The sequence below is a fragment of the Duganella sp. AC237 genome (assembly GCF_979254035.1).
In genome coordinates this window covers 1,957,018-1,972,534 of the sequence record NZ_CEEDEW010000003.1, presented here as the reverse complement: position 1 = coordinate 1,972,534, position 15,517 = coordinate 1,957,018, and the positions used below count along the sequence as shown (strand labels likewise).

The window sequence follows — 15,517 nt, the reverse complement described above, 5'->3', positions numbered from 1 at the left end:
AAAAACTGCCCCGCAGCCGCGCCACTGTTACTCCGTTTTCAAGCTGACATTGTCCAACATGAACCAGCTTGACTGATCGCCATCCGAGCTGGACGCGAACCGCAGCCGCACCGTCTTGCCGCGAAACGCGCTCAAGTCGAAGCTGTGGGTGACAAAGCCGGGCGCCGCGTCCAGGTTGCTGAACGCCTTGACCAGCGCCAGCGGCTGGTTGAACAGGCCGCGCACCTCGACCCGGAAGTGGTCCTGCGCCACGGCCGCGTTGCCGGTGGTGCTCACGCTCAGCGCGAACGACAGCTTGGCGGTGGCGGTGTTAGCCGGGATTGTCAGCGCCTGGTAGATCGCCGCGCCGGCGCCGGTTTCATAGTTGCCGAACCACGCCATGTACTTGCCCGCTTGGGCCGGGTACTGGATCCAGGTGCTGATCTTGTTCAGATGGCCAGCCCAGTCCAGTTCGCCATCCTCGAAGCCGCCGTTGGCGATGCGTTCGTACAAGGTGCCGGGCGGGTTGATGCTCAGCACGGCCGTCTGGCTGGTGGCCGTGGTCGGCAGGTTGGCGCTGTCGGTCACGCGCACAGTGATCCTGGCGCCGGCGTCGGCCGCCGTCGCGATGAAGCTGTAGGCCGGACCCGTAGCGTTGCGCACCCGCGCGCCGTTCTTGTACCAGGCGTAGAAATACGGCGCCGTGCCGGCCTCCGCGTAGGCCGTGAAAACCGCCGGCCGACCGATGGTAGCGCCGGTGCTGGCGGGCTGGGTCAGCAAGGCCACCGGCGATTTGTAACCAGGCTCGTCGATGTCGTAGCCGACGTTGATGGCGGCGTAGGCGCGCTGCACGGCGATCGCCTCGGCGCTGTCGTCGCCGTATAGCTGGCGCGCCACGTCGATCATGTGCTGGCGCGCCGCCGCATAGTTGGTGCCGGCGGCAAACTTGGTGGTGTTGGCGGTGAACCAGATGCGGTAGGCCTTGTCGTTGCCGATTCCGGTCATGGCCCTGGGTGTGCGCTTGAGGTAGGCGCTGTGGCCCTCCGCGCCGGCCTTGGCGTCCGAACCCTGCGACAGGAAGTAGAACATGCGGTTGTTGGCGCCGCTGCTGTAATGCGGATCGAGCTTGCCGATGTCGGCACTCCAGGCATCGCGGCTCTTGCCGTCCCTGGACGGCTTGCGCAGATAGCGCAGCGCCTGGCCGGGAAACCATGCCTCCTTGGCCATCATCCAGTCGTTGCCCGCCGGGACCGTCTTGCCGACGCCGCCATTGTGCGCGTAGGCCTCGGCCATCTCGCCGTTGATGTCCGCGCCCGATTCGTTCAGGCCGCCCGCCTCGCCGTACATCGGCAGCTTGGAGGTGCGCGCCGTGACGCCGTGGCCCATCTCGTGGCCGAGCACATCGACCACGCCCAGATTTTTATAGTCGACGCCGTTGCTGTCGCCCACCCGGATGCAGCGGCAGTCCTCGCCGTAGTAGGCGTTGGTGTGGGCCTGTCCATAGTGCACGGTGGCGTAGGTGGCGGTATTGTTACCATCCAGGCTATGCCAGCCCATGACGTTTTTCATCATGTCGTACGTGCTTGCCAGCCCGAACATGGCGTTGACGGCGGCGGTCTGGCCGTTGACGCCGGTGGTGCTGGCGCCGGCGATGTATTGCAAGCCGTCGCCCCACTGGTTGTCGGCGTCGGTGTAGAGCTTGCCGGTGGGGATGTAGTCGTTATTGGCGTTGGTGACCGCCAACCCGCCGAACTTGCCGCCGACGCCGCGGCTGGTGTCTTTCATCTGGTACAGCGCGCCACTCTTGGTCGTGTTGAGCTTGACGACGCCGTTGTACTGGCTGTGGCCGGTGCCGGCGACGTCGGTGCGGGCGTTGTGGCGGTCGATCAGGTGGCCATCCTCGGCGCTGACGATGTGATCCCAGAACTGCAAGTCGTTGCGGATCAGCATGCGCGTCCTGACCACGTAGGCCAGGCGGTAATCGGTGACCACGTCGTCCACATCGAGCGCGTTCAGTTGCGCCAGCGGCTTTCCCTCGCCGGTGCGATTGCGGGTTCTTGCCATCAGCGGATAGACGACCAGCTCGGCGGTGGTCTCCTCCAGCGGCCGCGCGCCGCGTTCGACACCGGCGAGCACCAGGTTAATCGCTTCCTGCGCGCTCACCGGCGGACGCTCCGGTAGCGCATTGGCGCCCTCTTCCGTCGCCGTCGCCAGCGCGCCGCGCCGGTCACTCAGGGTTTCGCCGATGACGGCGCCATCGTCGGCCAGCGTCACCACGGATTCCGATTGCCAGATGCGTACGCCGCGGTAGGTGTGATGCAGGCGCGCGATGCGCGTGCCGGCGACGCCGGGGTGGATGGTGTCGAGGGCCAGCGCGAACGGTTCCGGCTGGGCGTGGGCGGCCACCAGTTGCTCGACGAGGGATGGCGCGGCGTCGCGCGCGGCTGCCGCCAGCGGACCGGCCATGGTGTTGTCGGCGGCCGTTGTGCCAGCGGCGCTGGCGGTGCCCACGCACAGCGCCGCGGAAAACACGGTCAGGCATCGCGGTATCGAGGGACGTGTCGCGCCCTTGAGGCCGCTGCGCCGGCGACGGCGCACCAGCGCCAGCATGGCCAACCCGGCGCCGAACATCGCATACGTTTCCGGTTCCGGCACGACCGCCACCTCGGCCACGCCGACCTTGGCCGCGCCCACGCTGAAGAAGGCCGCGTTGTAGTTGGCATAGCCGTTTTCCAGTTCGCCCACCACGAACCGCGCGCGCATGCCGGTGAAGGTGATGGCGGTGTCGGCCGGCAAGTAAGGTCCACCGAACAAGGCGCCGAGGTGGGACGTGCCGCCGCTCTGGTTAAAGCCGTGCAGCGTCGCCAGCGATGCCCCGGCCACGCCGGACAGCGACATCTGCAGGCCTTCAACCGAGAAGTTGCTGGTGTTCAGTGAATCGCTGGCATCCTGGTAGAGGCCAAGGTTGAACAGCTGGTAGCCGTTGGCGCTGGCCATGCTCACGGCTTGGCCGGGCAGGAAGGAATAGTCGAGTTCGACGACGTCGCCCTGGTGGATCGTCAGCGGCGCGAATTCGTCGCTGGAATAGCGCAGTTGCGTGGGGGTGACGGTGTCGGGCAGGCCGAGATCGAAGGTGTGTTGGATGAAGACGGTGCCGGCCCAAGCGGGCAGGCACAAAAAACCGGCAGCGAGTGCCGGCACGAGAAACTTGAACATGACGATCCCTGGTGATGATGTTTTATTGATAATATGAAGTATTTCAAGTATCAGTTAAAAGCCAGAAAGTGTCAAATTGTATTTTTATTTTTACATGATTGCGGGTGCGCTTGCGGACGAAAAAAACCCCGCCGGCGCAAAGCGGGCGGGGTTTTCGATACTGCGATCCAGCTGGCCTGGCCGACTTAGTCGACTTCCACAGTCTCCGGCGGCGTGGTTGGCGCCGCATCCGGCGGTTCCGGGAACTCCAGCTTGACGACATCCTTCTCGTCCAGATCCACGGTCACGCGGCCACCGGTCACCAGACGGCCGAACAGCAGCTCGTCGGCCAGCGCCTTGCGGATCATGTCCTGGATCAGGCGTGACATCGGCCGTGCGCCCATCAGCGGATCGAAACCTTTCTTCGCGAGGAACTTGCGCAGTTTCTCGGTGAAGATCGCCTCGACCTTTTTCTCGTGCAGCTGCTCTTCCAGCTGCATCAGGAACTTGTCGACCACGCGCAGGATGATTTCCTCGTCCAGCGCGCGGAAGCTGATGGTCGCGTCGATACGGTTGCGGAACTCCGGCGTGAACATGCGCTTGATGTCGGCCATCTCGTCGCCTGCCTGCTTGGAATTCGTAAAGCCGATCGACGACTTCTGCAAGCTTTCGGCGCCCGCGTTGGTGGTCATGATGATGATCACGTTGCGGAAGTCGGCCTTGCGTCCGTTGTTGTCGGTCAGCGTGCCATGGTCCATCACCTGCAGCAGGATGTTGAAAATGTCCGGATGGGCTTTTTCAATCTCATCGAGCAGCAGCACCGCGTGCGGCTTCTTGGTGATGGCTTCAGTCAGCAAACCGCCCTGGTCGAAACCGACGTAACCCGGCGGCGCGCCGATCAGGCGCGACACGGCGTGACGCTCCATGTACTCGGACATGTCGAAACGAATCAGCTCGATGCCCAGGATGAAGGCCAGCTGCTTTGCCACCTCGGTCTTGCCGACGCCGGTAGGACCGGAGAACAGGAAGGAGCCGATCGGCTTGTCGGTCTTGCCCAGACCGGCACGCGCCATCTTGATCGCCGACGCCAGCGCTTCGATCGCAGGATCCTGGCCGAACACCACGTTGCGCAGATCGCGGTCGATGGTCTGCAGCTTGCTGCGGTCGTCCTGGTTGACGGTCTGCGGCGGGATACGGGCGATCTTGGCGATGATGTCCTCGATCTCGGTCTTGCCGATGGTTTTCTTCTGCTTCGACTTCGGCAGGATGCGCTGCGCAGCACCGGCCTCGTCGATGACGTCGATCGCCTTGTCGGGCAGATGGCGGTCGTTGATGAAGCGCGCTGCCAGTTCGGCGGCGGTCGACAGCGCCGACGACGAATACTTCACGCCATGGTGCTCTTCGAAGCGCGACTTCAGGCCGCGCAGGATCTGCACGGTCTGCTCGACGGTCGGCTCGTTGACGTCCACTTTCTGGAAGCGGCGCGAGAGCGCGTGATCCTTCTCGAACACGCCACGGAACTCCGTGTAGGTGGTCGCGCCGATGCACTTGAGCTGGCCGTTGGCCAACGCAGGCTTCAGCAGGTTCGATGCGTCCAGGGTGCCGCCCGAGGCGGAACCGGCGCCGATGATCGTATGGATCTCGTCGATGAACAGGATGCCGTTCGGGTTGTCCTTCAATTGCTTGAGGACGGCCTTGAGGCGCTGTTCGAAGTCACCGCGGTACTTGGTGCCGGCCAGCAGCGCGCCCATGTCGAGCGAATACACGACGGCGTTTTGCAGGATTTCAGGCACATCGCTTTGCGTGATGCGGTAGGCCAGGCCTTCGGCGATGGCGGTTTTACCGACGCCGGCCTCGCCGACCAGCAACGGATTGTTTTTGCGGCGACGGCACAGGATCTGGATCACACGGTCGACCTCGTCCTCGCGGCCGATCAGCGGATCGATCTTGCCTTCGGCGGCGGACTTGTTCAGATTCTGCGTGAACTGGTCCAGCGGGCTTTCCTTGGTCTGGCCTTCGCCGCCCGGAGCGCCCTCTTCCACGCCTTCGGATGCCTTGGCGGCATCGGTCTGCTGGTCCTTGCGCACGCCGTGCGAGATGAAGTTGACCACGTCCAGACGCGTCACGCCCTGCTGATGCAGGTAGTAGACCGCGTGCGAATCCTTTTCGCCGAAGATCGCCACCAGCACGTTGGCGCCGGTCACTTCCTTCTTGCCATTGGACGCCGACTGCACGTGCATGATGGCGCGCTGGATCACGCGTTGGAAACCGAGCGTCGGCTGGGTATCGACCTCACCGGTGCCTGGCACGGTCGGCGTGTTATCGCCGATGAAATTGGTCAGGGTTTTGCGCAGATCTTCAATGTTGACGGCGCATGCGCGCAACACTTCGGCAGCCGAAGGGTTGTCCAGCAAGGCCAGCAGCAAGTGCTCCACCGTGATGAATTCGTGCCGGGCCTGTCGCGCTTCGACAAACGCCATGTGCAAACTTACTTCTAATTCCTGCGCAATCATACTTCCTCCATCACGCACTGCAGGGGATGACCTGCCTTGCGCGCATGCGTTAAAACGAACTCCACTTTGGTACAGGCTATATCTTTAGAGAACACGCCGCACACTCCTTTGCCGTAGCGATGAACACTGAGCATTATTTGCGTGGCTGTTTCACGGTCTTTGTTGAAATACTCCTGGATGATAGCGACTACAAATTCCATCGGTGTGTAGTCATCGTTGAGCAACGCCACCTGGTACAACGGTGGCGGCTTCAGCGCTTGCCGCTCCAAAAGGGTTTCGGTGTCATGCTTGGTTGCCATACGCTTATATTCTAATGCTTTCGGGGTTGATGCAATGTGCATTTCACTATGCACATCCAATTGTTTTCCATCTTACGCGTTTTCTTAACATGGCGCAGATGGCGACCCATTTGTTAAAATCAAGAGTTGCTTTTTCGCCAAGCAGATCAAAAGTAGCAAAATGCATACAAATCTGCTTGACTTTAAAAATCGGTCCGCTAACAATGCGTTATCGGCTTCGTGCAGAAATGTACATGTTGATAAGAAGTGAGGCGTGAGGAGGGGGCAAGAAGCTTCTTGCTTTTATGGCTCGTGTGATCCGTTTTAATTTTGAAAGTTCTTTTTATGGCAACAGGTACAGTTAAGTGGTTCAATGATTCCAAAGGTTTTGGCTTCATCACTCCAGATGACGGCGGCGAGGATTTGTTCGCTCACTTCTCCGCAATCAACATGAACGGTTTCAAGACCCTCAAAGAAGGTCAAAAAGTTCAATTCGAAGTCACGCAAGGCCCTAAAGGCAAGCAAGCTTCCAACATCCAAGCTGCCTAAGTTACACGGCACAGATGTGAAAAACCCCGTCTGCGGGGTTTTTTTTCGTCCAGCGGCCGGCCCGGGCCACGGGGATAGCCAAACGAAAGTGTTGTAGAAGTCCGACGTTCCCCTCTCCCCCTATGACTCATCTGATAACGCTGGCGATGGCTGCCCTGGTGGTGCTGTCGATCCCGATGCCGGGCCGCGCCGCGCCGTCGCTGGCGACGGAAATACAACGCACTCTGCAGCAAGAACAACTGACCGGCGCCGTTTGGGTTCACCAACCGCTGGCAGGACACCGACCCGATCCGCGTGCGGCATTTGCTCTCGCACACGGCGGGGCTGGAAAACTTCCGGCTGTGGCACATCTTCAGCCTGTCGGCCCGGGCCGACACGCCGCTCGGCGCCGCCTTCGCCAACGCATTCGATCCCGCGCTGCTGACCGTGCAAGCGCGGCCGGGCAGCCGCTTCGCCTATTCCAACATCGGCTACGCGCTGCTCGGCATGATCATCGAAACGGTCAGCGGCCAGCGCTACGACCGCTATCTGGACGCGCAATTGCTGCAACCGTTGGGGATGCGCGACAGCACCTTCGGCTTCGTCACCCAGACCGGGCCGGAGGCGGACCCGCGTCTGGCGATGGGCCACTTCGAGCGCGGCGTCACGCAGCCCGCCGTGCGCGGCTACCTGCCCTCGGCCGATCGGCTCACCACCACCGCCGCCGACATGGCGCGCTTCGCCGTCTTCCTGATGGGCGACGGCGGCATCGACGGCCGCCCCTTCATCGCCCCCAGGCTGATGGCGCAACTGGGCACGCCCAGCGGCACCGAGGCCGTGCGGGCCGGCTTGACGACCGGCCACGGCCACGCGCTGGTCGGCCGCGACCGCCATGGACAGCTTGGCTACTGCCATCCCGGCACCTCGGTCGGCTTCAACGCCATGCTGTGCGTGTATCCGGCGCAGCGCAAGGCGTTCTTTGTTGCCATGAACACGGACAGCGAAACGGCGAACTACGACCGCTTCAACAAATTGCTGATCTACAAGCTGCATCTCCAGCCGGCCGCGCCTGCGGTCAAGCCCGCCACGCCAGCCGGCGACATCGGCGACTGGCTGGGAATTTACGTGCCGGCGATGCACAGGGTCGGCAACCTGGCCTGGACCGACATCGTCTTCAACTTTGTGCGGGTGGGCCGGGAGGGTGGCGTCGTGCGGCTGGCGCCGTTCCAGGGCGAGCCGACGGTATTGACGCCGACCGGCGGCCACTTGTTCACGCAGGCCGGCCGCCTGGACAACACGCACGCGATGCTGGTCGGCGACGACGGCCGGCGCATCGTCACCGACGGCATCCGCAACTACGCCAAGGCCGACATGGTGCTGTTCACAGGCCTGTGGCTGAGCCTGGGGATCGGGCTGCCGGGGCTGGCCTATATTGTGACTGTCGGTTGCTGGCGGCTGCTGCGGCGGCGGCTGCGCACCCGCGATCCGTTGTTCGCGCCGTTGATGGGTGTGCTCGCGCTGACGCTGCCCGCGCCGCTGTTTTACATGCAGTCGTTCTTGCGGATGGGGGAATTGACGATGGCCAGCGGCATGCTGGCGGTGGTAACAGCGGCGTTGCCGCTAACGTTGACGGCGGGCCTTGCGATGCAGTGGCGCGACGGACGGCGACATGTCGGCGATACGTTGGCGCTGATCGCAAGCCTGCAATGCATGCTGGTGCTGGCCGCGTGGGGCATGCTGCCCTTCATGCTCTGGAAATAAACCAAAAGCAACTCCGGGGTCAGGTCCACCATTTCTACACGTGCTGATCTATTTGGTGAAAATCGTTTGCCGAAAAGCAGATTTGGGCGATACGCGCATGTGAAATAGCCCTCGCCCACGCCCCAAGGTCGGGCCCGTGTAGAAATGGTGGACCTGACCCCGGAGTATTACAGACTTAGTCCTGCATCTGCTCGATCATCACTTCGCCGAAGCCGGAGCACGATACCTGCGTCGCGCCTTCCATCAGGCGCGCGAAGTCGTAGGTGACCTTCTTCGAGTCGATGGCTTTTTCCATCGACTTGATGATCAAGTCGGCCGCTTCGGTCCAGCCCATGTGGCGCAGCATCATCTCGGCCGACAGGATCAGCGAGCCCGGATTCACATAGTCCTTGCCCGCATATTTAGGCGCGGTGCCGTGCGTCGCTTCGAACATCGCCACCGAATCCGACAGGTTGGCGCCCGGCGCGATGCCGATTCCGCCAACCTGGGCCGCCAGCGCGTCCGAGATGTAGTCGCCGTTGAGGTTCAACGTGGCGATGACGCTGTATTCCGCCGGACGCAGCAGTATCTGCTGCAGGAAGGCGTCGGCGATCGAATCCTTGATCGTGATGTCGCGCCCGGTCTTCGGATTCTTCACCTTGCACCACGGGCCGCCGTCGATCAGCTCCGCGCCGAATTCCTTCAGCGCCAGCTCGTAGGCCCAGTCACGGAAGCCACCCTCGGTGTACTTCATGATGTTGCCCTTGTGGACGATGGTCACCGACGGCTTGTCGTTGTCGATCGCGTACTGGATCGCCTTGCGCACCAGGCGCTGCGTGCCTTCGATCGACACCGGCTTGATGCCCAGGCCCGACGTTTCCGGGAAGCGGATCTTGGTCACGCCCATTTCCTTGACCAGGAAGTCCAGCAATTTCTTGGCGCCTTCCGAACCCTGCTGGTATTCGATACCGGCGTAGATGTCTTCCGAGTTCTCGCGGAAGATGACCATGTTGGTTTTCTCAGGCTCTTTGACCGGCGACGGCACGCCGGTGAAGTAACGCACCGGACGCAGGCAAACGTACAGGTCCAACTGCTGGCGCAGCGCCACGTTGAGCGAGCGGATGCCGCCGCCGACCGGCGTCGTCAGCGGGCCCTTGATCGACACCACGTACTCTTTCACCGCCGCCAGGGTCTCCTCCGGCAGCCACACGTCGGGGCCGTACACGGTGGTCGACTTTTCGCCGGCAAAAATTTCCATCCAGTTGATCTTGCGCTTGCCGCCGTAGGACTTGGCCACCGCCGCGTCGACCACCTTGAGCATGACCGGGGTGATGTCCGCGCCGGTGCCGTCGCCTTCGATGTAGGGCACGATCGGGTTATCTGGTACATTCAGGGAAAAATCGGCGTTGACGGTGATTTTCTGGCCGTCGGCGGGTACGTTGATATGTTGGTACATCGTGTTCTCCGAAATGGACGCTCGGCAAGCGGCATACAATACAGCTACCGGGGCAAGGATTCTTTGTTTTATTGCCAAGTTAGTACAAATACCTAGGTCTTCTATAAGACATAAGACAGGCGTTTTGCATTATGCACCAGTATTTTAGTGGGCGCTACGATTTTACGACACCGGCCTTCAAGCCTACACCAATTCCATCCTCACACAAGCATGCCCCTCATTCTATTTAATAAACCTTTCCAAGTGCTGTGCCAGTTCTCGCCGCAGGACGACAAGGCCACCCTGGCCGACTATCTGAAGATCCCCAACATCTACCCGGCCGGCCGCCTCGACGCCGACAGCGAAGGCTTGATGCTGCTGACCGACGACGGCAAGCTGCAGCACCAGATTGCCCATCCGGACCATAAGGAGGCCAAGGTGTACCTGGTGCAGGTAGAAGGCGTGGCCGATGCCGACAGCTTGGCCAAGTTGCAGGCGCCGATCGACCTGGGCGATTTCGTCACCAAACCCTGCAAGGCGGTCCGGATCGCCGAGCCGGAGTGGCTGTGGCCGCGCAATCCGCCGATCCGCGAACGCGCCGGACAGCCGACCAGCTGGCTGGCGATCACGTTACAAGAGGGAAAGAACCGCCAAGTCAGGCGCATGACGGCGGCGGTCGGGCTGCCGACCTTGCGGCTGGTGCGCACCGCCATCGGCGCCATCTCGCTGGCGAGCCACCCGCTGATGCCAGGCGAATCGATGCCGGTGCAGCCACACGAACTGCTAAAGGCAGAGTGAACTGAGCAGTCAAAATGATGCAAAACTGCTATGATGCAAGATGGAAGCCTTTGCCTTCCGCAAACATCGTCAATAGGTAATCAAATGAACAACCATTCCGCCCTGGCCACAGGGCAAAACCAGGGCAATTTGCCCTGGCTGGACGGCCTGCGCGGGTTGGCCTCCATTTGGGTACTGCTTACCCACATTCAGATCCTTACCGGCATGCGCCACATCCCGATACTGTCATGGGGCGAACTGGCCGTCGATTTGTTCATGTTGCTGTCCGGTTTTCTGATGGCGCATAACTATATCGCCCGCCAGCAGACCGAACCCTGGGAATCGACGCGCACCATCGGCCATTTCTGGGTGCGCCGCTTCTTCCGCATCGCGCCGCTGTACTACGTCGTACTGGTGGTGGCGCTGGTGGCCGGTCCGCAGATGGGTCACTTCCGCGAAGTCATCGCGCAGGCTTGGCCGGCGACGGCCACTGCGCCGGAGCGCTATCTGGACCAGAGCCTGACCAATATCGTCATGCACGTGAGTTTCCTGTTCGGGTTCTCGCCGACCTATGCGTTCCGCACCGCGTTGCCGGATTGGTCGATCGGACTGGAAATGCAGTTCTACCTGTTCTTCCCGTTCATCATGATCCTGATGGCGCGCCTGTCGCCGATCGTCGCCAGCGGCCTGCTGATCGGCATCTGCCTGGCCATCCGCCTTTTCTTCCGCGACTACTTCCACTCTTTCCCGATGCCGGCATTCCTCGCCATCAAGTTCTACGTGTTCCTGATCGGTATGTGGATCGCGCAGGCGCGCGCCGAACGCACCATGCATCGCGGCTTGCTGGCCGGCGTCGGTCTTGCGATAGTGTGGCTCTACTTCGAGCGCAGCGAGGTAGCCGTGGCCCGCGTGCTCCTGGTCGTCGGCATGTTCTATCTGATGAATAACGGCACCCTCCCCGGCAGCAACGCGCTGGCCGGCGCCACCATCGGCCTGCGCAAACTCCTGTCCAACCGCATCGCCATGTTCCTCGGCGAGACCTCGTACAGCGTCTACCTTGTGCATTTGCTGATCGTGCTGCCCGTGGGCGGCCTGCTGGCGCGCCAGGCCGCCTATGTGCAACTGCCGGCCGTGGTGCGCTTCGGCGTCGTCATCGCCATCGCCCTGCCGATCAGCTATGCGATCGGATGGCTGCTGTTCAATTCGGTGGAAAAGAAGGGAATACAGATGGGCAAGCAGGTACTGCTGAGGTTCAAGCCGAAGCTGGCCACCTGAGTCTCACCTTATCCGCCGGCAGGGCCCGGCGGATGCCCCACCCCTACACCTACCATCAAACCATCCAGCTTTTCCTCGCCACAAACGAAAAAACCCGCGCCGACCGAAGTCAGCGCGGGTTTCTGCTTGGACTCCCGGTGAGGGGAATTAAGCGGACAGTGCCTTCAGGGCAGCTGCCAGACGGCTCTTGTGACGAGCTGCCTTGTTTTTGTGGATGATCTTCTTGTCCGCAATGCTGTCGATTTTCGACACGGACGATTGGAAGATTGCGGTCGCAGCAGCTTTGTCGCCGCCCTGGATCGCCTTACGCACTGCTTTGATAGCGGTGCGCAGGGTCGAGCGCTGGGACGAGTTGTGAGCGTTTTGCTTGACTGCTTGACGAGCACGTTTGCGCGCTTGTGCGGTATTTGCCATGGAATTTCCTAAATCAGGGTAAAGGTGCGTTTGCAAACATTATTGTTTGCCAAACAGGTGCGTTCAGTAGCGTCTGCCGAACCATGTGAGTCAAACTGCTGCCTGCCAAACATTAGTGTCTGCGTAACAGAATTCTGTACAGCCTGCGATTATAGCGATCTTTTTCGGCGGGAGCAACTATAATCATGCCCCATGAACTTGCTAAAAACTCTAGCCGCCCTGAGCAGCATGACCATGCTGTCCCGTATCACCGGATTGTTGCGCGAAATCCTCATCGCCCGGGCCTTCGGCGCCGGGGGCATGACCGATGCCTACAACGTCGCCTTCCGCATCCCCAACCTGTTGCGCCGACTATTTGCCGAGGGGGCGTTCTCGCAAGCGTTCGTACCCATTTTATCCGAATACAAGAATAAGCAGACCGGGGAAGACACGCGCAACCTGGCGGACCATGTCGGCACCACCCTGGTCTGGGCCACCGTCGTCATCAGCGCGCTGGGCATCATCGGCGCCCCGCTGCTGTTGATGCTGGTCGCCAGCGGCCTGCAGCCGGACGATTTCGACGCCGCCGTGTGGATGACGCGTTTGATGTTTCCCTATATCGCCTTCATGTCGTTCGTGGCGCTGGCCGGCGGCATCCTCAACACCTGGAGCCAGTTCAAGATTCCGGCCTTCACGCCGGTGTTGCTCAACATCGCGTCCATCCTGGCGTCGCTGTTCCTGCAGCAGCACCTGGAGCGGCCCATCTACGCGATGGCGATCGCGGTCTTCGTCGGCGGCCTGCTGCAGGTCGCGATCCAGATCCCGGCGCTGCTGAAGATCCGCATGCTGCCGCGCATCTCGCTCAATCCGCTGTCGGGACTGCGCGACGAAGGCGTGCGCCGCGTACTGAAAAAAATGGGGCCGGCGGTGTTTGCCGTCGCCGCCGCGCAAATCAGCTTGCTGATCAATACCAGCATCGCCTCCAACCTGGCCGAGGGCAGCATCTCCTTCCTGACCTACGCCGACCGCCTGATGGAATTCCCGACCGCCATGCTGGGTGTGGCCCTGGGAACGATTTTGCTGCCCAGCCTGTCCAAGGCGAACGTCGGCGGCGACACGGAAGAATACTCGTCGCTGCTCGATTGGGGCTTGCGGCTGACCTTTTTGCTGGCGATGCCGGCCGCCGTGGGCTTGGCCACCCTGGCCATGCCGCTGATTTCCACCCTGTTCCAGAATGGCGCGTTCACGGCGGAGGCGGCGCACGCGTCGGCCGAGCCGCTGGTCGCCTACAGCGTCGGCCTGCTCGGCATCATCCTGGTCAAGATCCTGGCGCCGGCGTTTTTCGCGCGCCAGGACATCCGCACGCCGGTACGCATCGCGGTCGGCGTGCTGGTCGCCACGCAGCTGATGAACATGGTTTTCGTGCCACAGCTGGCGGTGGCGGGACTGGCGCTGTCGATCAGCCTGGGCGCCTGCCTGAACGCGGGCTTGCTGTTCACCGGCCTGCGCCGGCGCGGCATCTACACGCCCAAGCCGGGCTGGCTGCTGTTTTTCACCAAGCTGGTGATCGCCTGCGCGCTGATGGGCGCCACCGCGTGGTACAGCGCGGCGCAGGTGGATTGGACCGGCATGGCGCATCAGACGCTGTTGCGCATCGTGGCGCTGTTCGCGGTGGTCGGGGTGTCCGCGCTGGTGTATTTCGGCGCGTTGATGGCGATGGGGTTCCGGTTCCGGGATTTCAAACGCACGGCGCGCTAGGCACGAACCCGCACGGCCAACCGGGGTCGGACCCCGCCGGGTCCGACCCCTGGTGGCGACGCCGGCGTTTCGCCAAAAGAGTGCGTGGAGTTAGCGCTGCGCCGGCTCGACCGGCGGCTCCGGCTGCGGCTCCATTGCAGGCTTTTCCTCCGCCGGCTCTGGCGAAGGCTCTGGCGGCGGAGCCGGTTCGGGCTCCGGCTGCGGTGTTTGCGCCGGGGGAGCTGGCGGCGCCGGCGGAATCGGGGTGAGCAGGCCGCCGGGCATGGGCGTGCCGGGTTTCACTTCCACCGCGCCGGGCTGCTGGTTCTGTCCCGGCACCGGCAGCGTGCCGCCGGTCGCGGCGAAGCGCCACTCCGAGATTTTCTGCTTGCCGGCCAGGCCCTGGAACCGCTGCGGGAAGTTACCGATCTTGACCGGCTTCGCATCCGACAAACTGTACACCGCCAGCACGCCGGCCTTGTCGCCCAGGTAGGTGATGCCCCATTCCGCCTTGCCCGTCATCGGATCGACAAACACCTTGCGCAGGTGGCGCCGCACGGTCGGAAAGCGCGGGTCCTTGAGCAGCTCCTTCAACGACGGCGGCTGCGGCGGAAAGCCGGCGGGCGTGGCGTTGGCATAGCTTTGCAGCGCGTCGCTGAAGGCGGCGCCGATATCGAGCAGTTCCTGCTCGGCCCTGCTCCGCTGCAGCACCGATCCCAGTTTCAGCGCCGACGCCGACACCAAACCGATGATCGCCACCAGGATGATCAGGCTCAGATAAGTGAAGCCGCCGTTGCGGCGCTTGCGCGGCCGCCGCATCACCAGTCGGCGTAAGGCTTGCCGCTACGGTCGTTGCCGGGCGCGCCGCTCTTGATGTTGTAGACGCCGCCCTTGGCGCCGTCTTCCGGCGGAATGATGACCCATGTCGTTTCGCTGTCGGTGACCGGATCGACCGGCAGCGCGCGCAGGTATTTTTTCTCCACCAGCTGCTCCAGCGAGTCCGGATAGCGGCCCGTGTCGCCGTAGTACTGGTTGATCACGTTGCGCACATTGCGCAGGTTATCGGCCAACACCACTTCCTTCGACTTGTCGATGCTGGGGAAGTAGCGCGGCACCGCGAGCGTCAGCATCAGGGCGACGATGCCCAGCACCACCAACAGCTCGATCAGCGTAAAACCTTTGGTCTTCATGGTCACCATTTATTGAACGGAACGCCATTCAGGCCGCTCTTCTCGCTCGTGCTGAACACATCGTAGACATCCTCGCCCTCTTTCGGCTGGTCCGCTTCGCTGGCGTAACTGCGCTTGCCCCAGGATTGCGACTCGCTCAGCGTGGTGTCGGAATTGAACGGATCGCGCGGCACGCGGCGCAGGAAGTAGATCTTCGCCTGCTTGGGATTTTGCAGATCCGGCACGCCCTCGACCAGCAGCTCCAGCGTCTTCGGATAACCGGTCGAGGTCAGCGACTTGGTGATGCGGCCCTGGTCATAAGCCAGCTTGTAGGCGTCGATGCCCTGGCGGATCTGATGCAGCGCCTCGCGCAGGTCCTGCTCCTGGCGGCGCTGCACCACCACCTGCGCGGTCGGTATCACCAGTACGCTGAGCAGGCCGAGGATGGTCAAGGTCACCAGCAACTCGATCAGTGTGAAACCGCGCGCGCGCATCATT

General features: G+C 62.3%; 13 protein-coding genes. 5 read left to right on the top strand and 8 right to left on the bottom strand.

Features of this window, described 5'->3' with window-relative positions; translation table 11 throughout:
* Nucleotides 1–27 precede the first annotated feature (27 nt).
* From AC0IYS_RS09115 to clpS, 3 genes are all read right to left on the bottom strand, one after another.
* A complete protein-coding gene (locus AC0IYS_RS09115; RefSeq protein WP_471704857.1) occupies nucleotides 28–3,195 on the bottom strand; it encodes a M4 family metallopeptidase in 3,168 nt (1,055 codons plus the stop codon).
* A 185-nt stretch (nucleotides 3,196–3,380) separates the two neighbouring features.
* A complete protein-coding gene (clpA, locus tag AC0IYS_RS09110) occupies nucleotides 3,381–5,687 on the bottom strand; it encodes an ATP-dependent Clp protease ATP-binding subunit ClpA (RefSeq protein ID WP_315220997.1) in 2,307 nt (768 codons plus the stop codon).
* Nucleotides 5,684–5,986 (bottom strand): ATP-dependent Clp protease adapter ClpS, encoded by a 303-nt coding sequence (gene clpS / locus AC0IYS_RS09105; RefSeq protein WP_090315375.1) that lies wholly within the window; start codon nucleotides 5,984–5,986, stop codon nucleotides 5,684–5,686. The genes clpA and clpS overlap by 4 nt, the downstream gene beginning before the upstream one ends.
* A 324-nt stretch (nucleotides 5,987–6,310) precedes the next feature.
* Here clpS and cspE point away from each other — a divergent pair, with 324 nt between their 5' ends.
* Entirely contained in the window at nucleotides 6,311–6,514 is a 204-nt protein-coding gene (cspE, locus tag AC0IYS_RS09100) for a transcription antiterminator/RNA stability regulator CspE (RefSeq protein ID WP_010395943.1), read from the top strand.
* 288 nt (nucleotides 6,515–6,802) lie between these two features.
* A complete protein-coding gene (locus AC0IYS_RS09095) occupies nucleotides 6,803–8,254 on the top strand; it encodes a serine hydrolase domain-containing protein (RefSeq protein ID WP_471708830.1) in 1,452 nt (483 codons plus the stop codon).
* A 175-nt stretch (nucleotides 8,255–8,429) separates the two neighbouring features.
* Here the strand turns inward: AC0IYS_RS09095 and icd are convergent, their stop codons facing one another.
* Nucleotides 8,430–9,689 (bottom strand): NADP-dependent isocitrate dehydrogenase, encoded by a 1,260-nt coding sequence (gene icd, locus AC0IYS_RS09090; RefSeq protein WP_471704856.1) that lies wholly within the window; start codon nucleotides 9,687–9,689, stop codon nucleotides 8,430–8,432.
* Nucleotides 9,690–9,899: 210 nt separating this feature from the next.
* On the opposite strand from icd, the gene AC0IYS_RS09085 reads away from it, so the two are divergent.
* Nucleotides 9,900–10,466, top strand: a complete 567-nt coding sequence (locus AC0IYS_RS09085; RefSeq protein ID WP_471704855.1) for a pseudouridine synthase — start codon at nucleotides 9,900–9,902, stop codon at nucleotides 10,464–10,466.
* Between the two features lie 84 nt (nucleotides 10,467–10,550).
* The gene (locus tag AC0IYS_RS09080; RefSeq protein ID WP_471704854.1) at nucleotides 10,551–11,720 is read left to right on the top strand and encodes an acyltransferase family protein; all 1,170 of its coding nucleotides are present in this window, start codon (nucleotides 10,551–10,553) and stop codon (nucleotides 11,718–11,720) included.
* Between the two features lie 147 nt (nucleotides 11,721–11,867).
* On the opposite strand, the gene rpsT is transcribed toward AC0IYS_RS09080, so the two are convergent.
* Entirely contained in the window at nucleotides 11,868–12,134 is a 267-nt protein-coding gene (gene rpsT / locus AC0IYS_RS09075; protein ID WP_090315381.1) for a 30S ribosomal protein S20, read from the bottom strand.
* 192 nt (nucleotides 12,135–12,326) lie between these two features.
* Between rpsT and murJ the strand changes: the two genes are divergently transcribed.
* The gene (gene murJ, locus AC0IYS_RS09070) at nucleotides 12,327–13,871 is read left to right on the top strand and encodes a murein biosynthesis integral membrane protein MurJ (RefSeq protein ID WP_471704853.1); all 1,545 of its coding nucleotides are present in this window, start codon (nucleotides 12,327–12,329) and stop codon (nucleotides 13,869–13,871) included.
* A 90-nt stretch (nucleotides 13,872–13,961) separates the two neighbouring features.
* On the opposite strand, the gene AC0IYS_RS09065 is transcribed toward murJ, so the two are convergent.
* The 3 genes from AC0IYS_RS09065 to AC0IYS_RS09055 are packed head-to-tail and all read right to left on the bottom strand — an operon-like array spanning nucleotide 13,962 to nucleotide 15,516.
* The gene (locus tag AC0IYS_RS09065) at nucleotides 13,962–14,669 is read right to left on the bottom strand and encodes a type II secretion system protein (RefSeq protein WP_471704852.1); all 708 of its coding nucleotides are present in this window, start codon (nucleotides 14,667–14,669) and stop codon (nucleotides 13,962–13,964) included.
* On the bottom strand, nucleotides 14,669–15,049 hold the full coding sequence (locus AC0IYS_RS09060; RefSeq protein ID WP_471704851.1) for a type II secretion system protein: 381 nt from the start codon (nucleotides 15,047–15,049) through the stop codon (nucleotides 14,669–14,671). The genes AC0IYS_RS09065 and AC0IYS_RS09060 overlap by 1 nt, the downstream gene beginning before the upstream one ends.
* On the bottom strand, nucleotides 15,043–15,516 hold the full coding sequence (locus tag AC0IYS_RS09055; RefSeq protein WP_471704850.1) for a type II secretion system protein: 474 nt from the start codon (nucleotides 15,514–15,516) through the stop codon (nucleotides 15,043–15,045). Before AC0IYS_RS09055 ends, AC0IYS_RS09060 begins: the two co-directional genes overlap by 7 nt.
* Between the last annotated feature and the right edge of the window lies 1 nt (nucleotide 15,517).

What these genes read in the sequence shown, in the direction of transcription:
- AC0IYS_RS09115 (WP_471704857.1), bottom strand. Translation starts at nt 3,195, where the DNA reads ATGTTCAAGTTTCTCGTGCCGGCACTCGCTGCCGGTTTTTTGTGCCTG.
- clpA (WP_315220997.1), bottom strand. Translation starts at nt 5,687, where the DNA reads ATGATTGCGCAGGAATTAGAAGTAAGTTTGCACATGGCGTTTGTCGAA.
- clpS (WP_090315375.1), bottom strand. Translation starts at nt 5,986, where the DNA reads ATGGCAACCAAGCATGACACCGAAACCCTTTTGGAGCGGCAAGCGCTG.
- cspE (WP_010395943.1), top strand. Translation starts at nt 6,311, where the DNA reads ATGGCAACAGGTACAGTTAAGTGGTTCAATGATTCCAAAGGTTTTGGC.
- icd (WP_471704856.1), bottom strand. Translation starts at nt 9,689, where the DNA reads ATGTACCAACATATCAACGTACCCGCCGACGGCCAGAAAATCACCGTC.
- AC0IYS_RS09085 (WP_471704855.1), top strand. Translation starts at nt 9,900, where the DNA reads ATGCCCCTCATTCTATTTAATAAACCTTTCCAAGTGCTGTGCCAGTTC.
- AC0IYS_RS09080 (WP_471704854.1), top strand. Translation starts at nt 10,551, where the DNA reads ATGAACAACCATTCCGCCCTGGCCACAGGGCAAAACCAGGGCAATTTG.
- rpsT (WP_090315381.1), bottom strand. Translation starts at nt 12,134, where the DNA reads ATGGCAAATACCGCACAAGCGCGCAAACGTGCTCGTCAAGCAGTCAAG.
- murJ (WP_471704853.1), top strand. Translation starts at nt 12,327, where the DNA reads ATGAACTTGCTAAAAACTCTAGCCGCCCTGAGCAGCATGACCATGCTG.
- AC0IYS_RS09065 (WP_471704852.1), bottom strand. Translation starts at nt 14,669, where the DNA reads ATGCGGCGGCCGCGCAAGCGCCGCAACGGCGGCTTCACTTATCTGAGC.
- AC0IYS_RS09060 (WP_471704851.1), bottom strand. Translation starts at nt 15,049, where the DNA reads ATGGTGACCATGAAGACCAAAGGTTTTACGCTGATCGAGCTGTTGGTG.
- AC0IYS_RS09055 (WP_471704850.1), bottom strand. Translation starts at nt 15,516, where the DNA reads ATGATGCGCGCGCGCGGTTTCACACTGATCGAGTTGCTGGTGACCTTG.